At 67.2% G+C, this 20441-nt stretch carries 19 protein-coding genes; 10 read left to right on the top strand and 9 right to left on the bottom strand.

Annotated features, from left to right (window positions below; genetic code table 11):
* Window positions 1-96: 96 nt before the first annotated feature.
* From QZM67_RS34345 to QZM67_RS34310, 8 genes are all read left to right on the top strand, one after another.
* Window positions 97-1482: an L-serine ammonia-lyase gene (locus QZM67_RS34345; protein WP_043180619.1), complete on the top strand. Its 1386-nt coding sequence runs from the start codon at window positions 97-99 to the stop codon at window positions 1480-1482.
* Between the two features lie 16 nt (window positions 1483-1498).
* Window positions 1499-2743 (top strand): sarcosine oxidase subunit beta family protein, encoded by a 1245-nt coding sequence (locus QZM67_RS34340; protein WP_006480591.1) that lies wholly within the window; start codon window positions 1499-1501, stop codon window positions 2741-2743.
* 25 nt (window positions 2744-2768) lie between these two features.
* Window positions 2769-3065 (top strand): sarcosine oxidase subunit delta, encoded by a 297-nt coding sequence (locus QZM67_RS34335; protein ID WP_175024600.1) that lies wholly within the window; start codon window positions 2769-2771, stop codon window positions 3063-3065.
* Complete coding sequence (locus QZM67_RS34330; protein ID WP_301810270.1) at window positions 3062-6073, top strand: sarcosine oxidase subunit alpha family protein; 3012 nt, start codon at window positions 3062-3064, stop codon at window positions 6071-6073. The genes QZM67_RS34335 and QZM67_RS34330 overlap by 4 nt, the downstream gene beginning before the upstream one ends.
* Window positions 6063-6695: a sarcosine oxidase subunit gamma gene (locus QZM67_RS34325; protein WP_301810268.1), complete on the top strand. Its 633-nt coding sequence runs from the start codon at window positions 6063-6065 to the stop codon at window positions 6693-6695. The genes QZM67_RS34330 and QZM67_RS34325 overlap by 11 nt, the downstream gene beginning before the upstream one ends.
* Window positions 6692-7132, top strand: a complete 441-nt coding sequence (locus tag QZM67_RS34320) for a dihydroneopterin aldolase (RefSeq protein ID WP_301810266.1) — start codon at window positions 6692-6694, stop codon at window positions 7130-7132. Before QZM67_RS34325 ends, QZM67_RS34320 begins: the two co-directional genes overlap by 4 nt.
* 243 nt (window positions 7133-7375) lie before the next feature.
* Window positions 7376-7699: a helix-turn-helix domain-containing protein gene (locus tag QZM67_RS34315; RefSeq protein ID WP_175024597.1), complete on the top strand. Its 324-nt coding sequence runs from the start codon at window positions 7376-7378 to the stop codon at window positions 7697-7699.
* Window positions 7699-9051, top strand: coding sequence for a HipA domain-containing protein (locus QZM67_RS34310; RefSeq protein ID WP_301810264.1), 1353 nt, complete (start codon window positions 7699-7701; stop codon window positions 9049-9051). Before QZM67_RS34315 ends, QZM67_RS34310 begins: the two co-directional genes overlap by 1 nt.
* 73 nt (window positions 9052-9124) lie before the next feature.
* Here the strand turns inward: QZM67_RS34310 and QZM67_RS34305 are convergent, their stop codons facing one another.
* Window positions 9125-10237, bottom strand: a complete 1113-nt coding sequence (locus tag QZM67_RS34305) for an alkene reductase (protein WP_301810261.1) — start codon at window positions 10235-10237, stop codon at window positions 9125-9127.
* A 169-nt stretch (window positions 10238-10406) separates the two neighbouring features.
* Between QZM67_RS34305 and QZM67_RS34300 the strand changes: the two genes are divergently transcribed.
* Entirely contained in the window at window positions 10407-11282 is an 876-nt protein-coding gene (locus QZM67_RS34300; protein ID WP_175024594.1) for a LysR family transcriptional regulator, read from the top strand.
* A gap of 18 nt (window positions 11283-11300) precedes the next feature.
* Here the strand turns inward: QZM67_RS34300 and QZM67_RS34295 are convergent, their stop codons facing one another.
* From QZM67_RS34295 to QZM67_RS34270, 6 genes are all read right to left on the bottom strand, one after another.
* Window positions 11301-11705 carry a lysozyme inhibitor LprI family protein gene (locus QZM67_RS34295; RefSeq protein WP_301810253.1) on the bottom strand — a complete coding sequence of 135 codons (405 nt, stop codon included), beginning with the start codon at window positions 11703-11705 and terminating at the stop codon, window positions 11301-11303.
* Between the two features lie 26 nt (window positions 11706-11731).
* Window positions 11732-12409: a lytic transglycosylase domain-containing protein gene (locus QZM67_RS34290; RefSeq protein ID WP_301810250.1), complete on the bottom strand. Its 678-nt coding sequence runs from the start codon at window positions 12407-12409 to the stop codon at window positions 11732-11734.
* A gap of 226 nt (window positions 12410-12635) precedes the next feature.
* Window positions 12636-13403, bottom strand: coding sequence for an ABC transporter permease (locus tag QZM67_RS34285; protein ID WP_301810247.1), 768 nt, complete (start codon window positions 13401-13403; stop codon window positions 12636-12638).
* Entirely contained in the window at window positions 13400-14338 is a 939-nt protein-coding gene (locus QZM67_RS34280; protein ID WP_175024590.1) for an ABC transporter ATP-binding protein, read from the bottom strand. Before QZM67_RS34280 ends, QZM67_RS34285 begins: the two co-directional genes overlap by 4 nt.
* Window positions 14335-15513 carry an ABC transporter permease gene (locus QZM67_RS34275; protein ID WP_043180595.1) on the bottom strand — a complete coding sequence of 393 codons (1179 nt, stop codon included), beginning with the start codon at window positions 15511-15513 and terminating at the stop codon, window positions 14335-14337. Before QZM67_RS34275 ends, QZM67_RS34280 begins: the two co-directional genes overlap by 4 nt.
* Entirely contained in the window at window positions 15510-16433 is a 924-nt protein-coding gene (locus QZM67_RS34270; RefSeq protein ID WP_043180592.1) for an ABC transporter substrate-binding protein, read from the bottom strand. Before QZM67_RS34270 ends, QZM67_RS34275 begins: the two co-directional genes overlap by 4 nt.
* Window positions 16434-16599: 166 nt before the next feature.
* Between QZM67_RS34270 and QZM67_RS34265 the strand changes: the two genes are divergently transcribed.
* Complete coding sequence (locus QZM67_RS34265; RefSeq protein WP_301810365.1) at window positions 16600-17529, top strand: 2-hydroxyacid dehydrogenase; 930 nt, start codon at window positions 16600-16602, stop codon at window positions 17527-17529.
* Between the two features lie 21 nt (window positions 17530-17550).
* On the opposite strand, the gene QZM67_RS34260 is transcribed toward QZM67_RS34265, so the two are convergent.
* A complete protein-coding gene (locus tag QZM67_RS34260) occupies window positions 17551-17919 on the bottom strand; it encodes an NUDIX domain-containing protein (protein WP_301810243.1) in 369 nt (122 codons plus the stop codon).
* Between the two features lie 131 nt (window positions 17920-18050).
* Window positions 18051-20018 carry a Xaa-Pro dipeptidyl-peptidase gene (locus QZM67_RS34255; protein WP_301810240.1) on the bottom strand — a complete coding sequence of 656 codons (1968 nt, stop codon included), beginning with the start codon at window positions 20016-20018 and terminating at the stop codon, window positions 18051-18053.
* Window positions 20019-20441: the final 423 nt, after the last annotated feature.

Genomic DNA, 20441 nt, shown 5'->3' with positions numbered 1-20441 from the left:
CCACGCCGATGCCGTTTTTGTTCTATCGGCCGATTTTACGCTTTGATGTACTGGCGCCAACGTCATTTCACGTGTGTCCCACCCAGAGGAAGCCAGATGAACGTCAGCGTCTTCGACCTGTTCAAGATCGGCATCGGCCCGTCCAGTTCGCATACGGTCGGCCCGATGATCGCCGCGTGCCGCTTCGCGTCGCACGTGGAGGACGCGAACCTGCTCGGGTTCGTGCGCCGCGTGCGGGTCGAACTATACGGCTCGCTCGGCGCGACCGGCAAGGGCCATGGTACCGACAAGGCCGTGCTGCTCGGCCTCGAGGGCCACCTGCCCGACACGATCGACCCGGACCTGATCGAGCCGCGGCTTGCCGCGATCCGCGCGGAGAAATCGCTGTCGCTGCTCGGCAAGCAGACCGTCCGCTTCGAGGAGAAGGAGCACATCGGCTTCTATCGCAAGCTGATGAGCGGCACGAGCATCGTGCACCCGAACGGCATGCGCTTCCAGGCCTTCGACGAGCACGGCCAGCTGCTCGTCGAGAAAGAGTATTACTCGGTCGGCGGCGGCTTCGTCGTGAACCGCGACGGCGATCGCGTGAACGGCGTGCGTGCGGCGGTCGAGGTGCCGTATCCGTTTCGCACCGGCGACGACTTGATGCGCCAGTGTCGCGAGCACGGGCTGTCGATCGCCGAGCTGATGATGCGCAACGAATGCGCGCTGCGTCCCGCCGACGAAGTGCGCGCCGGGCTGCTCGCGATCTGGCGCACGATGGCCGCGTGCGTCGAGCGCGGCTGCAAGGTCGAGGGCGACCTGCCGGGCCCGATGCGCGTGAAGCGCCGCGCGGCCGAGCTGAATGCCCGCCTGCGCGAGCGCTCGGAGGAATCGCTGCGCGATCCGCTGTCGATGCTCGACTGGGTCAACCTGTATGCGATGGCCGTCAACGAGGAGAACGCGGCGGGCGGCCGTGTCGTCACCGCGCCGACCAACGGCGCGGCCGGCGTGATTCCCGCGGTGCTGCACTACTACGTGAAGTTCGTGCCGGGCTCGAACGAAGCCGGCATCGTCGAATTCCTGATGACGGCCGCGGCGATCGGGATCATCTACAAGGAAACCGCGTCGATCTCGGGTGCGGAAGTCGGTTGCCAGGGCGAAGTGGGCGTCGCGTGCTCGATGGCCGCCGCCGCGCTCGCCGCGGTGATGGGCGGCACGCCCGACCAGGTCGAGAACGCCGCCGAGATCGGCATGGAGCACAACCTCGGGATGACCTGCGACCCGGTCGGCGGGCTCGTGCAGATCCCGTGCATCGAGCGCAACGCGATGGGCGCGATCAAGGCGCTGAACGCATCGCGGATGGCGCTCAAGGGCAATGGCCAGCACTACGTGTCGCTCGATTCGGTCATCAAGACGATGCGCGAGACGGGCGCCGACATGAAGACGAAATACAAGGAAACGTCGCGCGGCGGTCTGGCCGTGAACGTCATCGAATGCTAAACGAAGGATCACTAACATGAGCCGCTACTCGATATTCAGCCTGTTCCGCAACGGCCTCTCGTATCACGAGAACTGGGAAAAGCAGTGGAAGAGCCCGGAACCGAAGAAGGAATACGACGTCGTGATCGTCGGCGGCGGCGGCCACGGCCTCGCGACCGCGTACTACCTCGCCAAAGAGCACGGGATCACGAACGTCGCGATTCTCGAGAAGGGCTGGATCGGCGGCGGCAACACCGCGCGCAACACGACGATCGTGCGCTCGAACTATCTGTGGGACGAATCGGCCGCGCTGTACGAGAAGGCGATGAAGCTGTGGGAAGGGTTGTCGCAGGACCTGAACTACAACGTGATGTTCAGCCAGCGCGGCGTGATGAACCTGGCCCACACACTGCAGGACGTGCGTGACACCGAGCGTCGCGTGAACGCGAACCGGCTGAACGGCGTCGACGCTGAATTCCTGACGCCCGCGCAGATCAAGGAAATCGAGCCGACCATCAACCTGAACAGTCGCTATCCGGTGCTCGGCGCATCGATCCAGCGCCGGGCAGGTGTGGCGCGTCACGACGCGGTGGCCTGGGGCTTCGCGCGCGGCGCCGACCGCGCGGGTGTCGACATCATCCAGAACTGCCAGGTGACGGGCATTCGCCGCGAAGGCGGTGCAGTCGTCGGCGTCGATACGGTGAAGGGCTTCATCAAGGCGAAGAAGGTTGCGGTGGTCGCAGCCGGCAACACGACGACGCTCGCCGACATGGCCGGCGTGCGCCTGCCGATCGAAAGCCACCCGTTGCAGGCGCTGGTGTCCGAGCCGATCAAGCCGGTCGTCAACTCGGTGATCATGTCGAACGCGGTGCACGCGTACATCAGCCAGTCCGACAAGGGCGACCTCGTGATCGGTGCGGGCATCGACCAGTACACGGGCTTCGGCCAGCGCGGCAGCTTCCACATCATCGAAAGCACGCTGCAGGCGATCGTCGAGATGTTCCCGGTGTTCTCGCGCGTGCGGATGAACCGCCAGTGGGGCGGCATCGTCGACGTGTCGCCGGACGCGTGCCCGATCATCACCAAGACCGACGTGAAGGGCCTCTATTTCAACTGCGGTTGGGGCACCGGCGGCTTCAAGGCGACGCCCGGCTCGGGCTGGGTGTTCGCGCACACGATCGCCCGCGACGAACCGCATCCGCTGAACGCGCCGTTCGCGCTCGACCGTTTCTACACGGGCCACCTGATCGACGAGCACGGCGCTGCCGCCGTCGCGCACTAACCCCCGCACTGAAGGAGAAGGAAACATGTTGCTGATCGAATGTCCGTGGTGCGGGCCGCGCGCCGAATCCGAGTTCACGTGCGGCGGTGAAGCCGACATCGTGCGCCCGGTTGCGAACGAGAATATGACCGACCGCGAATGGGGCGAGTACGTGTTCATGCGCGAGAACAAGCGCGGGCTGCACAAGGAGCAGTGGCTGCACGCGCAGGGCTGTCGCCGCTGGTTCAAGGCCACGCGCGACACGGTGACCTACGATATCAAGGGCTACGAAAAGTTCGGCGAAGCTGCCGGCAACGCACACGAAGAGGGCACGAGCAAATGAGCCAGAAAGACCGCCTCGGCACCGGTGGCCGCATCAATCGCGCGATTCCGTTGACGTTCACGTTCAACGGCCGCACGTATCAAGGCTTCCAGGGCGACACGCTCGCGTCCGCGCTGCTCGCGAACGGCGTGCACTTCGTCGCGCGCAGCTTCAAGTACCACCGTCCGCGCGGGATCGTGACGGCCGACGTCGCGGAACCGAATGCCGTCGTGCAGCTCGAATCGGGCCCGTACACGGTGCCGAACGCGCGCGCGACCGAGATCGAGCTGTATCAGGGGCTCGTCGCGTCCAGCGTGAACGCGGAGCCGACGCTCGAGAACGACAAGTACGCGATCAACCAGAAGCTGTCGCGCTTCCTGCCGGCCGGCTTCTACTACAAGACCTTCATGTGGCCGCGCAACATGTGGCCGAAGTACGAAGAGAAGATCCGTGAAGCAGCCGGCCTCGGCAAGGCGCCGGAAGCGCTCGACGCCGATCGCTACGACAAGTGCTACGCGCACTGCGACGTGCTCGTCGTCGGCGGTGGCCCGTCGGGCCTCGCCGCCGCGCATGCGGCCGCCACGGCCGGCGCGCGCGTGATCCTCGTCGACGACCAGCGCGAACTCGGCGGCAGCCTGCTGTCGTGCCGCGCCGAGATCGACGCGAAGCCCGCGCTGCAATGGGTCGAGAAGATCGAGGCCGAGCTGCGCAAGCTGCCCGACGTGACGATCCTGTCGCGCAGCACCGCGTTCGGCTATCAGGACCACAACCTCGTGACGGTCACGCAGCGCCTGACCGATCACCTGCCGGTGTCGATGCGCAAGGGTACGCGCGAGCTGCTGTGGAAGGTCCGCGCGAAGCGCGTGATCCTCGCGACCGGCGCGCACGAGCGGCCGATCGTGTTCGGCAACAACGACCTGCCGGGCGTGATGCTCGCCGGTGCGGTGTCCACCTACGTGCATCGCTTCGGCGTGCTGCCGGGCCGCAACGCGGTCGTGTTCACGAACAACGATCGCGCCTACCAGACCGCGCTCGACCTGAAGGCGTGCGGCGCGAAGGTGACGGTCGTCGATTCGCGCGCGTCGTCGAACGGTGCGCTGCCGGCCGCCGCGAAGCGGCAGGGCGTGACGGTGATGAGCGGCGCGGTCGTGACGGGCGCATCCGGCAAGTGGCGCGTATCGTCGGTCGACGTCGCGTCGCTCTCGAACGGCCAGGTGGGCGGCAAGCTGCAGACGCTGCCGTGCGACCTCGTCGCGATGTCGGGTGGTTTCAGCCCGGTGCTGCACCTGTTCGCGCAGTCGGGCGGCAAGGCCTGCTGGAACGACGAGAAGGCCTGCTTCCTGCCGGGCAAGCCCGTGCAGGCGGAAGCGAGCATTGGTGCCGCAGCCGGCGAATTCGGCCTGGCGCGCGCGCTGCGGCTCGCGGTCGATGCGGGCGTGGAGGCCGCGAAGGCGGCGGGCTTCACGGCTGAGCAGCGCGCGGTCGCACCGCAGGTCGCGGAAGCCGTCGAAGGCGCACTGCAGCCGCTGTGGCTGGTCGGCAGCCGCGAAGCCGCGGCGCGCGGGCCGAAGCAGTTCGTCGACTTCCAGAACGACGTGTCGGCCGCGGACATTCTGCTGGCCGCACGCGAAGGCTTCGAGTCGGTCGAGCACGTGAAGCGCTATACGGCGATGGGCTTCGGCACCGACCAGGGCAAGCTCGGCAACATCAACGGGATGGCGATCCTCGCGGGCGCGCTCGGCAAGACGATTCCTGAAACGGGCACGACGACGTTCCGCCCGAACTACACGCCCGTGTCGTTCGGCACGTTCGCGGGCCGCGAGCTCGGCGATTTCCTCGACCCGATCCGCAAGACCTGCGTGCACGAGTGGCACGTCGAGCACGGCGCGCTGTTCGAGGACGTCGGCAACTGGAAGCGGCCGTGGTACTTCCCGAAGAACGGCGAGGATCTCCATGCGGCCGTGAAGCGCGAATGCCTGGCGGTGCGCAACAGCGTCGGCATCCTCGACGCATCGACGCTCGGCAAGATCGACATCCAGGGCCCGGACGCGGTGAAGCTGCTGAACTGGATGTACACGAACCCGTGGAACAAGCTCGAAGTGGGCAAGTGCCGCTACGGGCTGATGCTCGACGAGAACGGGATGGTGTTCGACGACGGCGTGACGGTGCGCCTCGCCGACCAGCATTTCATGATGACGACCACGACGGGCGGCGCGGCGCGCGTGCTCACGTGGCTTGAACGCTGGCTGCAGACCGAATGGCCCGACATGAAGGTGCGGCTGTCGTCGGTCACCGATCACTGGGCGACGTTCGCGGTGGTCGGCCCGAAGAGCCGCAAGGTCGTGCAGAAGGTGTGCCAGGACATCGACTTCGGCAACGAAGCGTTCCCGTTCATGAGCTACCGGAACGGCACCGTCGCGGGCGCGAAGGCGCGCGTGATGCGGATCAGCTTCTCGGGCGAGCTGGCCTATGAAGTGAACGTGCCGGCGAATGCGGGCCGCGCGGTGTGGGAAGCGCTGATGGCGGCCGGTGCCGAGTTCGACATCACGCCGTACGGCACCGAGACGATGCACGTGCTGCGCGCGGAGAAGGGCTACATCATCGTCGGCCAGGATACCGACGGCTCGATCACGCCGTACGACCTCGGGATGGGCGGGCTCGTCGCGAAGTCGAAGGACTTCCTCGGCAAGCGTTCGCTCACGCGCTCGGATACCGCGAAGGAAGGCCGCAAGCAGTTCGTCGGCCTGCTGACCGAGGACGAACAGTTCGTGCTGCCGGAAGGCGCGCAGATCGTCGCGAAGGACACGCAGGTGTCGGCGGTCGATCCGACGCCGATGATCGGCCATGTGACGTCGAGCTACTACAGCCCGATCCTGAAGCGCTCGATCGCGCTCGCGGTGGTGAAGGGCGGCCTGAACAAGATGGGCGAGAGTGTCGTGATTCCGCTGGCCAACGGCAAGCGCATCACCGCGAAGATCTCGAGCCCGGTTTTCTACGATACCGAAGGGGTGCGTCAGCATGTGGAATGAAACCAGAAACCAGACGCAGGTGGCGGGCGCGGGCGGCGTGACGCTTGAATCGCCGTTCGTCGGCGCGGCCGACGTGCTGAAGCCGCACCAGGCGCGCGCCTCGAAGAAGTTCACGCTGCGCGAGCGGCCGTTCCTCGATCTCGTCAACGTGCGTGGCGAGTTGAGCGATCCGGCGTTCGTGAGCGCGTTCGAGCGCGTGGTCGGCTGCCGGCCGCCCGCTGCGCCGAACACGGTCGCGCGCGGCGCCGAGTACGACGTGCTGTGGCTCGGCCCGGACGAATGGCTCGTGCGCTCGAACGGGCCGGTGCAGGCCGGCGTGCTGGAGGCGCAGCTTGCGGAGGCCGTGCAGGGTTCGTATGCGGCGGCCGTCGATGTCGGCAGCGGCTACACGGTTGTCGAGATCAGCGGCGAACGCGTGCGCGACGTGCTCGCACGCGGCTGCCCGCTCGATCTCCATCCGCGCGCGTTCAAGCCGGGCCAGTGCGCGCAGTCGCACTACTTCAAGTCGTCGATCATGCTGATCCCGACCGGTGACGATGCGTTCGAGATCGTCCTGCGTCGCAGCTTCGCCGACTACTTCGTGCGCATCATGCTCGACGCCGCGGCGCCGCTTGCATCATGAAGCCGTTCGACGAACCGTTCGTGGCGATCGACGCGCCGCGCCTGCGCGGGTGCGGCTGGAGCGTGTTCGTCGACGAACTGAAGGTGCCCGCGCGGATCGGCATTCATGCGCACGAGCATGAAGCGCCGCAGCCGATCGTGATCGATGCGCGGCTCGGCTATCGCTGCGAACCGAGCGAGCAGGGCGAGTGGATCGATTACGACGGCTATTGCGCGCGCCTTGCCGCGTTCCTGTCGCACAAGCCGCATACGCGGTTGCTGGAGACGCTGGTGGCCGATATCGCGGTGCTGTCGTTCCGCGAATGGCCGGCGCTGGAGTCGCTGACGCTGTCGGTGTACAAGCCGAAGATCCGGCCGGGCACGAAGCGGGTCGGCGTGTCGCTCGACTGGACGCGCGGCGATTATCTACGGTGGACGGGGGCGGCGGGGCAGTTTTGATGGGGGAGAGGCGGTCGACGAGCGCGTCGCCACGATGCCGGTCGGCCGCCAGCGTGGCACTTGTTGGCCTGTATAGTTCCTGAAATATGAGAATAATGTGTCAACCTTGAGTGTGTTGGCATTTATTCCTGAAATATGAGAACAATTGGCCTTCATCGGCGTTCAAGCCTATAATTCCGATATTCTCGTAACAATGCCGTCGATACACGTTCGTCGGTGTTTTGTTCCTGGTATCTCGGAATTATGGCCCGCACCTTACCCCGCCCGATTGCATCACCCGACCCGCTTGCGCAGGATCTCGCGGCGTTGGGGGCGCTCGTCCGCAACCGGCGGGCGCAGAACCAGATGCGGATCGACGACGCGGCCGATATGCTCGGCGTCTCCAAGGATGTGCTGTCGCGGCTCGAAAACGGCCGGGCAGTGAGCCTCGACAAGTTGTTCAAGGTACTCGACGGTCTAGGGCTCAATTTGCTCGTCGTACCGAAACGCGACGTGCCCGTCGCGCGCAAGGCGCTGCATGAACTGGCTGAGCCGACTGTTCTGGCGGGGTCGAGGGAAGGCGCGTGATGGTTCATCGCCTGCGCATCTCGACCAACGGTTCGCTCGTCGGGCAACTGACCTACGACGCCCGTCAGGATGACTACGGTTTTTCGTATGACCCGACGTGGCAGGCGCGCGCTGATGCGTTCGCGTTGTCGCCGTGCATTCCGCTCGACGGTCGTTCGCTTCCCGTGGGTGCGGTGCAGCGCTTCATCGGCAATTTGTTGCCCGAGGGGCGTGCGCTCGAAGTGGCCGCGGCGATGTATCAGCTATCGAAGGACAACGTGTTCGGCCTGATCCGGATGCTCGGCAAGGAGCCGGTCGGCGCGCTGAGTTTCCTGCCGGACGACGGAGCGCGCGCGCAGGCACCGGATGCCCTCGAGTCGGAACGTCGCGTGATATCCGCGGAGGAGTTGACCGACCGCATTCGCAAGCGCGACACGATCCCTTTTCCGGTGTGGGACGGCCGGGTCCGGCTGTCGATTGCCGGCCATCAGGACAAGCTGCAGGTGCTGGTCGAGGGGGAGCAATTTGCACTCGTCGAAGGGGCGCTCAGCAGCACGCACATCCTGAAGCCGGAGTCGGGCAACCCGCATGCGCCGTTCATGGTCGCCAACGAGCATTTCTGTATGACGCTGGCCGCTCGAATGGGGCTGCCAGTGGCGCCCGTCGAGATTCGCCGCATCCCGGAACCCATTTTGCTCATCGAGCGCTTCGATCGGATCGTGACGACCGAGCCGGACGATCCGACGCGCGTCAGTGCGGTGCGGCGCCTTCATGTCATCGATGGATGCCAGGCATTGGACTTGCCGGCGACGCTCAAGTACGAACGCAACCTCGGTAACAACGCGGACGTGCGCAATATTCGCGAAGGCGTGAGCTTCGAGAAGCTGTTCTCGCTGACGCCGTGCCTCGAGACCCCGGCGGCCGCGCGCACGGCAATGCTGCGCTGGGCACTGCTGCAACTGCTGATCGGCAACAGCGACGCGCATGGCAAGAACATCTCGTTTTTCGTCAGCGGTGGCGGGCTTGCACCGGCGCCGCTTTACGACCTCGTTTGTGTCAACGTGTATGGCGACGCATACGTCCAGGATATGGCGATGGCCTACGGGGATGTTTTTCGCACGGAGGAACTGACCGCGTTCGCTCTTGCGGATTTTGCACATCGCACGCAGATCCGGCCATCGTTCGTCGCGCGCGAAATGTCGAAGATGGCAAGTCTGGCGAGGACGCTCGCCCCCGAATTGGCGAAGTCCGATGTTTACGCGGGCGACGAACGTGGCTGGGTAGGTAATATTTCGGAGTACGTGTGTGCCCAGGCCGACCGCGTGCTGCGTATTGCGCCCATGGTGTCCCGGGTGAACGTCGACCTGCTTTGAAATCGGGCTTTCCACGGGCGATCGCCGCAACATGCGTTCCAGCGTGTCACGGCGATCGCCCTGATCCGAAGCGTCAGGCCGCAGCCGCCCCATCCAGCGCCGGATAGTCGACATACCCGCGCGCATCGCCGCCGAAGAACGTGTCGCGCTGCGCGTCGTTCATCGGTGCGCCCGTCTTCAGCCGCGTCACGAAATCCGGATTCGCGAGCACCATCTGGCCATACGCTTCGAGATCGGCGAGCCCCGTCGCGACATCCGTGCCGATCGCGTCACGCGCGCGGCCCGGCCGGTTCACGATCAGCGTGCCGTTCCAGCGTGCGCGCAGGTCCGCGAGTAGCGGCTCGTCGCCCCCGTGCATCACGTGCAGGTACGCGAGGCCGAGCCGGTCGAGTTCCGTCGCGAGGTAGCGATACAGGCCGGCGCTTTCCGGGCCTTCGTCGATGCCCCACAGCGTGGTGCCCGGCGACAGGCGGATCGCGGTGCGGTCCGCACCGATCTCGTCGGCGATCGCTTCGGCCACCTCGATCGCGAAGCGCGCGCGATTCTCGATCGAGCCGCCGTACGCGTCGGTACGCGTGTTGGCGTTCGGCGCGAAGAACTGCTGGACCAGATACCCGTTCGCGCCGTGGATCTCGACACCGTCGGCACCCGCCTCGATCGCGCGGCGCGCGGCGATGCGGAAGTCGTTCACGGTGTTGCGCACTTCGTCCGTCGTCAGCGCGCGCGGCGCGGGAATCTCCTGCATCCCTTTCATCGTGAACATCGGCACGCCCGGCGCGATCGCGGAAGGCGCGACGCCCTGCCGATGATGCGGCGTATTGTCGGGGTGCGACATGCGCCCCACGTGCATCAACTGGATGAACAGCCGGCCGCCGCGAGCGTGCACGCGGTCGCTGACTGTCTTCCAGCCGCCGACGTGCGCATCGGTGTAGATGCCGGGCGTCATCAGGTAGCCCTGGCCGTCGTCCGACGGCTGCGTGCCTTCGCTGACGATCAGGCCGAGGTCCGCGCGCTGCGCGTAATACTCGGCGGCCAGCGCGCCGGGCGTGCCGTCGAATGCGGCGCGGCTGCGCGTCATCGGTGCCATGACCAGACGGTTCTGCAGGTCGTATCGGCCGACGCGGACCGGGGCGAACAGGCGCGGCGCGTCCTGGCCGGCTTGAGCGGGAACGAAAAGATGTTTCATCGCGTATTTCCTCATCGAAGTTCGGGTGACGGCACCGGGGAGTGCCGCATCGGGCGAGGGTCGCGCACGTTGCGCCGGCCGTGACGCCATACCGGAATCATCCATTGATCCTTTTTCGGGATAAAGTGGGTGTCATGGAGAACATTGATCCATTAGTGGAGCAATCGATATGGAACTGCTGAACGACATGGCGCTGTTCGTGGAAGTCGTGAAGGCGAAGGGCTTTCGCAGCGCGGCCGACACGCTGGGGATGCCGAATTCGACGCTGTCGCGGCGGATCGGCGCGCTGGAAAAGGCGATCGGCTTGCGGCTGCTGCACCGCACGACACGCCGCATCGAGCTGACGGAAGCCGGGCAGCTGTATTTCGAGCGCTGCAAGCGCATCGTCGACGAGGCGCGGCTCGCGCACGAGCAGCTCGGCGGGTTGCTGGCCGAACCGGCGGGCGTGCTGCGTGCGTCGTTTCCGGTCGATTTCGCGGTGATCTACCTGACGCCGCTGATCGTCGAATTCGCGAACCGCTACCCGAAGCTGACCTTCGATTTCGAGCTGACGTCACGGCGCGTCGACCTCGTGAGCGAGCCGTTCGACGTCGCGATCCGGATCGGTGAATCCGCGGATTCGCAGCTCGTCGCACGGCGGCTCGCGACGTTCCGCAACTATCTGTATGCGTCGCCGCGCTATCTCGAACGCGCGGGCGAGCCGCTCGAACCGGGCGACCTGGCGCGGCACCAGTGCATGAGCGTGCAGCGCCTCACCGCGTGGACGCTGCGCCGCGGCGAGCAGGCGGTCGACGTGCCGGTGGGTGGGCGGTTCGTCGTGAACAGCGTGGGCATGAACCGGCAACTCGCCGTGCATGACGCGGGGATCATCCAGTTGCCGGAGGAAGTGGTGGCCGACGATGTCGCCGCCGGCCGGCTGCGGCGCGTGCTGCCTGAATGGGAGGGCGCGCTGGTGCCCGTCTTCGCGATGACCGAAACGCGTTTGCTGCCCGCGAAGACGCAGGTTTTCATCGAGTATCTGCGCGCGCATTTCGCGCAGGCGTGAGGGTTTTTGGCGCGTCGGTTACTGTTGCGCCGGTGGCGGCGCGTCCGCTTGCGCTTCCCATTTCTTCAGGATGCGCACGCGTGCCTGGCTGAAGTCGACCCAGCAGCTCACCCACGCGTCGCTCGGGATCATCTGCTGAGGATTCGCGGCTTTCACGTAGTCGCAGGTGTCGCCGGCGAAGCGGGTCCAGCTGGCCTGCGACTTCGCGAGCGCGCTGGCCGCATCGGGGTTGCGCTGTTTGAGCTTGCGCTCGAGCGACTGATACGCGTGGTCGACGGCCTGATGGTTGTTTTCGAGTATGCAGGCTCGCACGGGGTCCATCGTCAGGCCCTGGTGTTCGCAATCGACTTCGGCGAAAGCGTGGCCGGTTGCCAGCGTGGTGACGGCAAGGAAGGGGATCGTGTGTCGGATCGCGTGGCGCATGCGCGGCACCGTCAAAAGGGGGGCGCTTACTGACTGACGCGCGCCGACGCAGGAGGGGAAGTATCGCTGACCGGTATCAGGCGGCCCTTTGTGTCGCTCGGCGCTTTGGCGGCTTTCGCATCGTCATCGGGTTCGAGCACGAACCGGAACGATTCGACCCGCTGCATCACCTTCGCCGCATACGCACTGGATCCGCCGCTGTAGCTCTTCAGCCCGGCCTGCACGTTGCCGCCGGCCGCTTTCACGTAGCCCGACAGAATTGCGGAGCCGACTTCGACGTTCGCGTTCGGTTCGGTCAGGTCCTTCACGTTGCGCACCAGGCCGCGGTGCGCGGCCGGCACGACCTGCATCAGCCCGGTCGCGCCATGCTGGCCGCGCGCCTTTTCCTGGAAGCGCGATTCGATCGAAATGATGGCGTAAACGAGTGCGGGCGGCAGCGAATATTTCGTCGCAGTGACGCTCACGATATCGGCGAGCTTCGCGGCGCGTTCCCGCGCGACACCGAATTTCTTCGTCAGGTAGGACGTGATGCGGCGGTTTGCTTCGTTCGGCTGATCGTTGGCGTCGGCGAGCGGTGCGGATGCGGCGGTCGGTGCCGATGCGGCCGCTTCGGGCGCGAACGCAGGCAGTGCGGGCGCCTGCTGCGCCGATGCCTGTTGCGCAATGCCGAGCGAAAGCACGATCAGCCAGAGAAACCGTCGCATGGTGGAGTGCGGGGAATGGGAAGGCGCCTAGTATATCGGCCAATTGCCGCAGGTGGTCGAAGGCTGGCTCGAATGAAAGCGGCATGTAGGCTTGTGTCGACCCGCGTCGGGCAGCGAGACAATCGTTGCGCGGACACGCATCGGAGTCCGGATGAACGTCGCCAGGCGTTGCGTGTCGGTCGTTTTGACAGGCACCGGTGCGTGACAGGATGTGTCCCCACGCGCATTACGTGCGCCGGGTGGCCGCTACCCGTGCAATCGCGCCGATCGCATCGCTGACGAGCACCGCGAGCAGCCCGACGATCACGCCGCCCTGCAGCACGAACGCGGTGTTCGACGTCTGCAGCCCCGCGATGATGACGTCGCCGAGCCCGCGCGCGGCGACCGTCGAGCCGATCGTCGCGGTGCCGAGATTGATCACGACCGCGAGCCGGACCCCGTTGACGATCACCGGAAACGCGAGCGGCAGCTCGACCGACACGAGTTGCTGCCAGCCGCTCATGCCCATCCCGCGCGCGGCGTCGACGACGTCGCGCGGCACGTCCTCGAGCCCGGCGATCGTGCTTTCGAACACGGGCAGCAGGCCATACAGCACGAGCGCGATCAGCACGGGCTTCAATCCGAAGCCGACGGCAGGCACCGCGAGCGCGAGCACCGCGACGGGCGGGAAGGTCTGGCCGATGTCGACGACGCTGCGCGCGACCGGCAGGAAATCCGCGCCCCACGGCCGCGTGACCGCGATGCCGGCCGCGACCGCGACGATCGTGCCGATCACGCTCGACAACGCGACCGTGCCGAGATGTGCGAGTGTGAGGTCGAGCAGGCTCGCGCGATCGTAGATGACCGGTGCGCCGTTGTCCGCGAACGGCGCGAACAATCCTTGCAGCGATGCGGGGCGCAACAGCAGCACGAGCAGCAGCGCGAGCGCGGCGGCGCGTGCGACGGTCGCAAGAAGCGCCGACCGCTTGGGCTGCACGCTGCTGCGCGTCGTCATGCGGGCTTCCTGGCGTGCGCGCGGATCGCATCGAGCGTGATGCGGCGCGTGTTGTGGCCGTTGCCATCTTCCACTGGCAGCACATCGACACCGCGCCACAGCAGCTCCGACACCGCATCGCGCAGTGTGCGCGTCGCGGCGATCGGTTCGCCGTCGGCATGACCGGCTTCCGCCACCAAGTCGATCGGCGTCAGCGCGAGCAGGCGCAGCGGCCGGTCGACGCCCGCGACGAGCTGCTCGACGACGCCGGCTGCCGGCTTGCCGAGAATCTCGGCCGGCGAAGCGACCTGCAAGAGCCGGCCGCCGTCCATCACCGCGATCGTGTCGCCGAGCTTCAGCGCTTCCTCGATATCGTGCGTGACGATCACGACCGTGATGCCGAGGCGGCGCTGCAGCGCGAACAGGTCGTCCTGCGCCTTGCTGCGGATGATCGGATCGAGCGCGCCGAACGGCTCGTCCATCAGCAGCATCGCGGGCTCGGCCGCGAGCGCGCGCGCGACGCCGACGCGCTGCTGCTGGCCGCCTGACAGTTCGTGCGGCAGCTTGTCCGCGAACTCGGCCGGTGCGAGATGGAACAGGTCGAGCAATTCGTTCACGCGCGCGTCGATGCGCTCGGCGGGCCAGCCGAGCAGGCGCGGCACGGTCGCGATGTTGCGCGCGACGCTCCAGTGCGGAAACAGTCCGTGCCCCTGGATCGCATAGCCGATGCCGCGCCGCAACTGCTCGGGTGCAACGGTGGCCGTATCGACGCCGTCGATGCGGATCGTGCCACTGGTGGGCGCGATCAGCCGGTTGATCATGCGCAGCAGGGTCGACTTGCCGCTGCCCGATGCGCCGACGAGCGCGGTGATTGTGCCGCGCTTCATCGTTAGCGAGACGTCGTCGACGGCGACGATGTCGCCGAAGCGTTTGCCGGCCCGTTCGATCTCGATCATCCTGCACGCCCTTTCGCGAGCGTGGTCGCGGCTTCAAACATGACGGCCGCCACCAGCGCGAGCGCGATCGTCGGGATCGCGCCGAGCAGCACGAGATCGGCGGCCGATTGCCCGATCCCCTGGAAGATGAAGGTGCCGAAGCCGCCGCCGCCGATCAGCGCGGCGACCGCGGTCAGCCCGATGTTCTGCACGAGCACGATGCGCACGCCGCTCAGGATCACCGGCAGCGCGAGCACGAGATCGACACGCAGCAGCCGCTGCGTGCGCGTCATGCCCATCGCGCGCGCCGCTTCGGTCACGTGCGGCGGCACTTGCCCGAGCCCGACCACGACGCTCGATGCGATCGGCAGCAGCGAATACAGGAACAGCGCGAGCACGGCCGGCGCGACGCCGATGCCGCGGATGCCGAGCGCAGCCGCGAGCGGCACGCGTGCGGCGAGCAGCCCGAGCGGCGCCATCATCAGCCCGTACATCGCGATGCTGGGAATCGTCTGCACGATGTTGAGCACCGGCATCGCGACGGTACGCACGGCCGCGATGCGCGCGCACGCGATGCCGAGCGGCACGCCCGCGATGAGCGCAGCAGCCACCGAGCCGCCCGCGAGCGACACGTGCCGGATCGCCTCCCGCCAGAAATCGTCGCTGCGCACCGCGTATTCGCGCATCACCGAGAGGCCATCCCACCAGCCGCTCGCGAGCGGCACCGAAATCGCTGCTATTGCAACGACGAGCGCGGCGAGGCGTCGCCACGGGCCGAATGCGAGCCGTGCGAGCGCGTCTGCGACGAACACGGCCCACGCGAACAGCAGCAGCCAGACGCCGGAGGAGGGCGACACGCGGGCGAGCATGTCGTCAGGTGCGACGACGTGCGTCGCGGCCGCGCCGACCGCGTACGCGAGCGTCGCGAGCCACGCGCAGCCGGCCGCGAGCCGCCACGTGGGGCGGCTCGCCGTCATCGCCCACAGCGCGCCGACGATCCACAGCGTCGCGAGCGCGGCTGCCTGCGGGGCCGGCAGCGCGGCGAACACCGACAGGTCGGTGCCGGCCGCGATGCGGTTCGGCCGCAGCACCGCGAACGGCAGGCCGAGCACGGCGACGATCGTCAGGATGCCGATCAGGATGCCGACCTTGTCCGCCGTGATGCGCCGCGCGGACGCTGCCGCGCGACCGGTCATTTAACGAAGCCCTTCGATTTCAGGTAGCTTTTCGCGACGCCGGCGGCCGGTTCGCCGTTGATCTGGATGCGCGCGTTCAGCGTCTGCAGCGTCTTCAGGTCGAGGCTCGCGAATACGGGCTTCAGGTAGTCGGCGATCTGCGGATGCGCTTTCAGCACGGCTTCGCGGATCACCGGCGCGGGTGCGTAGACAGGCTGCACGTGCTTGTCGTCGTCGAGCACCGCGAGGCCGCTCGACGAGATCCCGCCGTCGGTGCCGTAGACCATCGCGGCATTCACGCCGTCGGTCTGGTTCGCGGCGGCCTTGATGGTCGCGGCCGTGTCGCCGCCGGACAGCACGACGAGCTGGTCGGGCTTCAGCTTGAAGCCGTATGCCTTCTCGAACGACGGCAGCGCCGACGCGCTGTTCACGAATTCGGCCGACGCCGCGAGCTTCACCTTGCCGCCGCCGGCCACCCACTTGCCGAAATCGGAGAAGGTCTTCAGGTGCTGCGACTGCGCGACGGGCGCGAGTACGGCGACGCCCCACGTGTTGTTCGCGGGTGCCGGGGTGAGCCAGACGAGATGGTTCGCCGCATAGTCGAGTTGCTTCGCGGTGTCATAGCCCTGGCTTGCGTTCTTCCACAGCGGATCGTCGGCCTTGTTGAAGAAGAACGCGGCATTGCCGGTGTATTCGGGGTAGATGTCGATCTCGCCGCTCGTGAGCGCCTTGCGCACGATCGGCGTGGTGCCGAGCGCGATCTTCTCGGTGACGGGGATGCCGTGTGCCTTCAGCACCTGCGCGATGAGGTTGCCGAGCAGGTTGCCTTCGGTGTCGATCTTCGACGACACCACGACGGGCGTGTCGGCATGCGCGCCGGGCGCGACGAGGGTAGCGGCGAGCGCGAGGCCCAGGATCCGGGCGGGCAGGGCGAGCTTCATCGGGCCAATCTCCAGGGCGAGGGCGTACGCCGAAAGTTACTTGACTGAGCCGGCTTTGGCAAACCGCGTGCGGCGGCGTGCCCACAGCCCGTGTGGGGATAACCCGCATCCGTGTTGCAGGCTTGTTACACTGAAATCCGTTCCCGCCTTGCAGACACTTCCTGACATGAAGCCCGAGTTGCTGGTTCTGATCGCCTTGCGCGGCGACGCGCATCGCGAGATCGCCGCGTCGTTCGACGTGCGCTATGCCCCGACATCCGAAGCACGCGAACGCGCGATCGCCGAACACGGCGACACGATACGCGCGGTGCTGACCAACGGCAGCACGGGTCTCACTGCCGCCGAGATCGATCGTCTTCCGCAACTCACGTTCGTCAGCGCGCTCGGCGCCGGCTACGAGCACATCGACGTGACGCATGCCAAGGCGCGCGGCATTGCCGTGGTCACGGGCGCCGGCACCAACGACGATTGCGTTGCCGATCATGCGTTCGCGCTGCTGCTCGCGGCCGTGCGCAATGTCGTGCAGCTCGATGCGAAAACCCGCGCGGGCGTATGGCGCGACGGACTGGCGATGCCGCCGAACGTGTCGGGCAAGAAGCTCGGCATCGTCGGGCTCGGCAAGATCGGCGAGAAGTGCGCACGCCGCGCGGCCGGCTTCGACATCGAGATCGGTTACCACAACCGGTCGGAGAAGAACGTCCCCTACCGCTATTTCGACCGCGTCGACGCGCTCGCGCAGTGGGCCGATTTCCTGATCGTCGCAACGCCGGGCGGCGCGGGCACGCGGCATCTGATCGATCGCGCGGTGCTCGAGGCACTCGGCCCCGGCGGGTTCGTCGTCAATGTGTCACGTGGCAGCGTTGTCGATACCGCTGCGTTGGCGGAGGCGTTGCGCGACGGGCGCATCGCGGGCGCGGGGCTCGACGTGTACGAAGGCGAACCCGAGCCGCCGCGCGCGCTGACGGATCTCGACAGCGTCGTGCTGACGCCGCACATGGGCGGCTGGTCGCCCGAGGCGCTCGACCGTTCGGTGCGGCAGTTTCTCGACAACGCGGCGCGGCATTTCGCCGGGCAGCCGGTGTTGACGCCGGTGTGATTGCGGAAGGGCGGGCGCGAATCAGTCCGCCTGCCTGCAGAATGTCCAATAGAAGTCCGGCAGGTTCGCCGGCTTGTCGGCATCGAGGTCGATCCAGGCGAACTGGTTGTGCTCGTCGCTCAGGACGATTGCATGCCGATCGACCTGGCACTGGAAACACACGATGAGCACGCGCTTGCCCGGCACGACCTCGCACGAGCGGCTCGCCACGTAGCGGATCGCCGAGGCGACGATCCCGCATTCTTCCTGCACTTCGCGTATGACGGCTTCTTCGAGCGATTCGCCGGCTTCGGGCCAGCCGCCCGGCAACTCCCATTCGTCGCGCGGATTGCGCAGGAACAGGACCGAGCGTCCGTCACGGACGATGGCTTTCGCGCTGATGGGGATCATTCGGGTTCACCGTTGGCGTTCGACTTTCGCAGCCTAGCGCAGGTGATCCCTTCTTGCAGCGATCCCCCGCCTGCGCCGACGGGCGCGCAGGTGGGGGAGACGGTGCCATTGTGCCGGAAGCCGGCGTGCGGCTACGCGCCCGTTGGCGACGACACCAGCGGCACCGTCACCGACGTGCCGGCCGGGTCCAGCGTCAGCCCGGTGCCCGGCGTCGGACGCAGCGTGGCCTCGTTGTCGCTCGACAGCACGACGAGGCCCAGCCGGTGGCCGGCTTCCAGCTTGTAGTCACGCGGCATGAAGGTCAGCTTCAGGTCGTACGGCATCCCGGGCAGCACGGGTTCCGAGCGCCACTCGGAGAACCGGTTGCGCGGATCGGTCCACGCACGCGTGACGATCGTGGCCGTACCGTCCGGCGCGCGATCGACCAGCAGGGCCGTCACGTTGGCCACGGCCGTGAAGGTCAGCCTGACGCGTGCGGTCGCGGAACCCGACAGGCGTGTCGCGGCCGTGAGCGGCGCGGTTTCGAACCGGCTGCGGTTCTCGCCTGTCGGCGCGTTCGCCAGCGTGAGCGCGGTAATGCGCGCATCGTCGGTGAAGCGCGCGAGCGGGCCGCCGCTCGGCAGCCGCAACAGCGTGCCGGTGCCCGCGCCGTCGCCGCCCGCGAAATACGTGACCGGCGTGGCGCGGCGTGCGGCCCAGTCCGCTTCCTTCAGCAGCGTGCCGTCCGCCTGCTCGATCACCGCGCGCGGATCGCGTTCGACACCGTTGTCGAAACCGATCAGGTAGCGCGTGAACCAGCGGTTCACTTCCGCGGTCCATGCATCGGCCATCGCCGGCACGCGGGTCGGGTCGGTGTGCTTCAGGCGATGCAGCCACAGCTGCGTCGGCACGCCCTGGCGCCGCATCGCGAGATGCCACGCCGTCGACTGGTCGACGCGCACGTTGTCGTCGGTCAGCCCCTGCGCGACGAGCGCAGGCGCGACCGCGTACGCGGTCGGGATGTCGCGCGCGGCCCAGAACGGCGAATAGTCGCCGGTCTTGCGGTCCTCCTGCTGCAATGCTTCGTCGATCAGGTGCGTGCAGCGCTCCGGATGCGCGTTCGTCAGCAGCGCCTTGATGTACACGTCGACGTCTTCGCCCTGATAGCCTTCCGGCGCACGCACGAGCCCGCCCGAGCGGTAGTAGCCGTACATGTTCGTCAGCCCGGCGACCGGCACGATCGCGTCGAGCCCGCGCGTGCGCAGGCTCGCGACCATCTTCGGCAGCGTGCCGTCGTACGACACGCCGTACATGCCGACGTGGCCCGTCGACCAGTTCGCGACGACCGTCTTGCCGTTCGCGTCCTTCGCGGTTGCGTCGCGGCCGAGCCAGCGGATCACCGATGCCATCGCGACCGATTCGTCGCGCGTGAGGATCGTCGGGCAGCCGTCCGAGCCGGCGGTGCCGAGCGAATCCGCGTAGACGATCGTGAAGCCGCGCGGGATGAAGTAGCCCTCGATCCACGAGCGTCCTGCGGCGGCCGCTTCGACCTGCTGCAGCATCCGCACCTGCGGCGCGGCGGCCATGATCCGTGCGGAGGCGCCGGTCGCCGCCGTTGCCGCAGTGGCGGCCGGATGCGGGGTGCCGTCGAGTTCGACGTCGACGTTGTGGTCGGGGCTGTCGGCGAGGCCCGCGTAGTACGGGCTCGCGAGCACGATGACGGGCGTGCGCGCGCCGTTCGCGGTTTCGGTGGGGCGCACGATGCGCACGTGGATGCGGTCGCGCGTGCCGTCGCCGTCGGAATCGACCGGCGTGTCGACCCACGCGTTCTCCTCGATCGTGCCGCCCGACAGCGACGGCTGCACCTGGCCGTTCGCGATCACGGGCCGGTAGCGGCCGCCGCTGGCCGGATTGGCGTACGGGACGCCGGACGGCGAGATGCGCGATGCGAGCGACTGCTTGTCGGCCGCCGATGCGGCGGCCCCCTCCTGTTGGCCCTGTGCGAGTGCGGAAACGCCCGCGACGCTGCCGCCGTCGTCGCCGCCGCACGCGGCGAGCGTCGTGGCTGCAACGAGCGCGGGAAGCCACGCGCGACGCAATCCGGTTCGATGAATGTCCATTGTCGACCTCTTGTTGTGATTGTCTGGAACCGGACGGCCCGCGATATGCCCCCTGCGGCCCGGCCGGGTGCTGCATCGGATGAAACGGAACGGCACCTTCGAAAGCGCCGGGCGTGATGCCCGGGTGTCACGGCTGGTGTCGAGGCGACTGCATCGCCCCGACCGGAAAGCGTCAGCGCGGCGGCTGATTCGTGCCGCCCGGTCGATGCGAGGCCGGCGGCGCGAAATGAGTGCAGGAGTGCGAATCAAATACGGGCATGCCCGATCTTCCTTCAGGTTTCAGACGAAACGGAACGGCACGATGCGATGAGGCGGGGATGTTGCGAACGGCGGTGCTGCAACGGCAGGAAAGCGCGACGCGAGTCGGCGGGGCTGGCCGGAATGCTTTCCGGAAGCTTGCGCCAAACTTATCTCAGTGAAATC

Origin of the sequence: Burkholderia sp. AU45251 (genome assembly GCF_030482905.1) — a bacterium.
Classification (GTDB): domain Bacteria; phylum Pseudomonadota; class Gammaproteobacteria; order Burkholderiales; family Burkholderiaceae; genus Burkholderia; species Burkholderia aenigmatica.
Note: the sequence above shows the minus strand (reverse complement) of the source record. Positions and strands in the feature narration are given on the sequence as shown.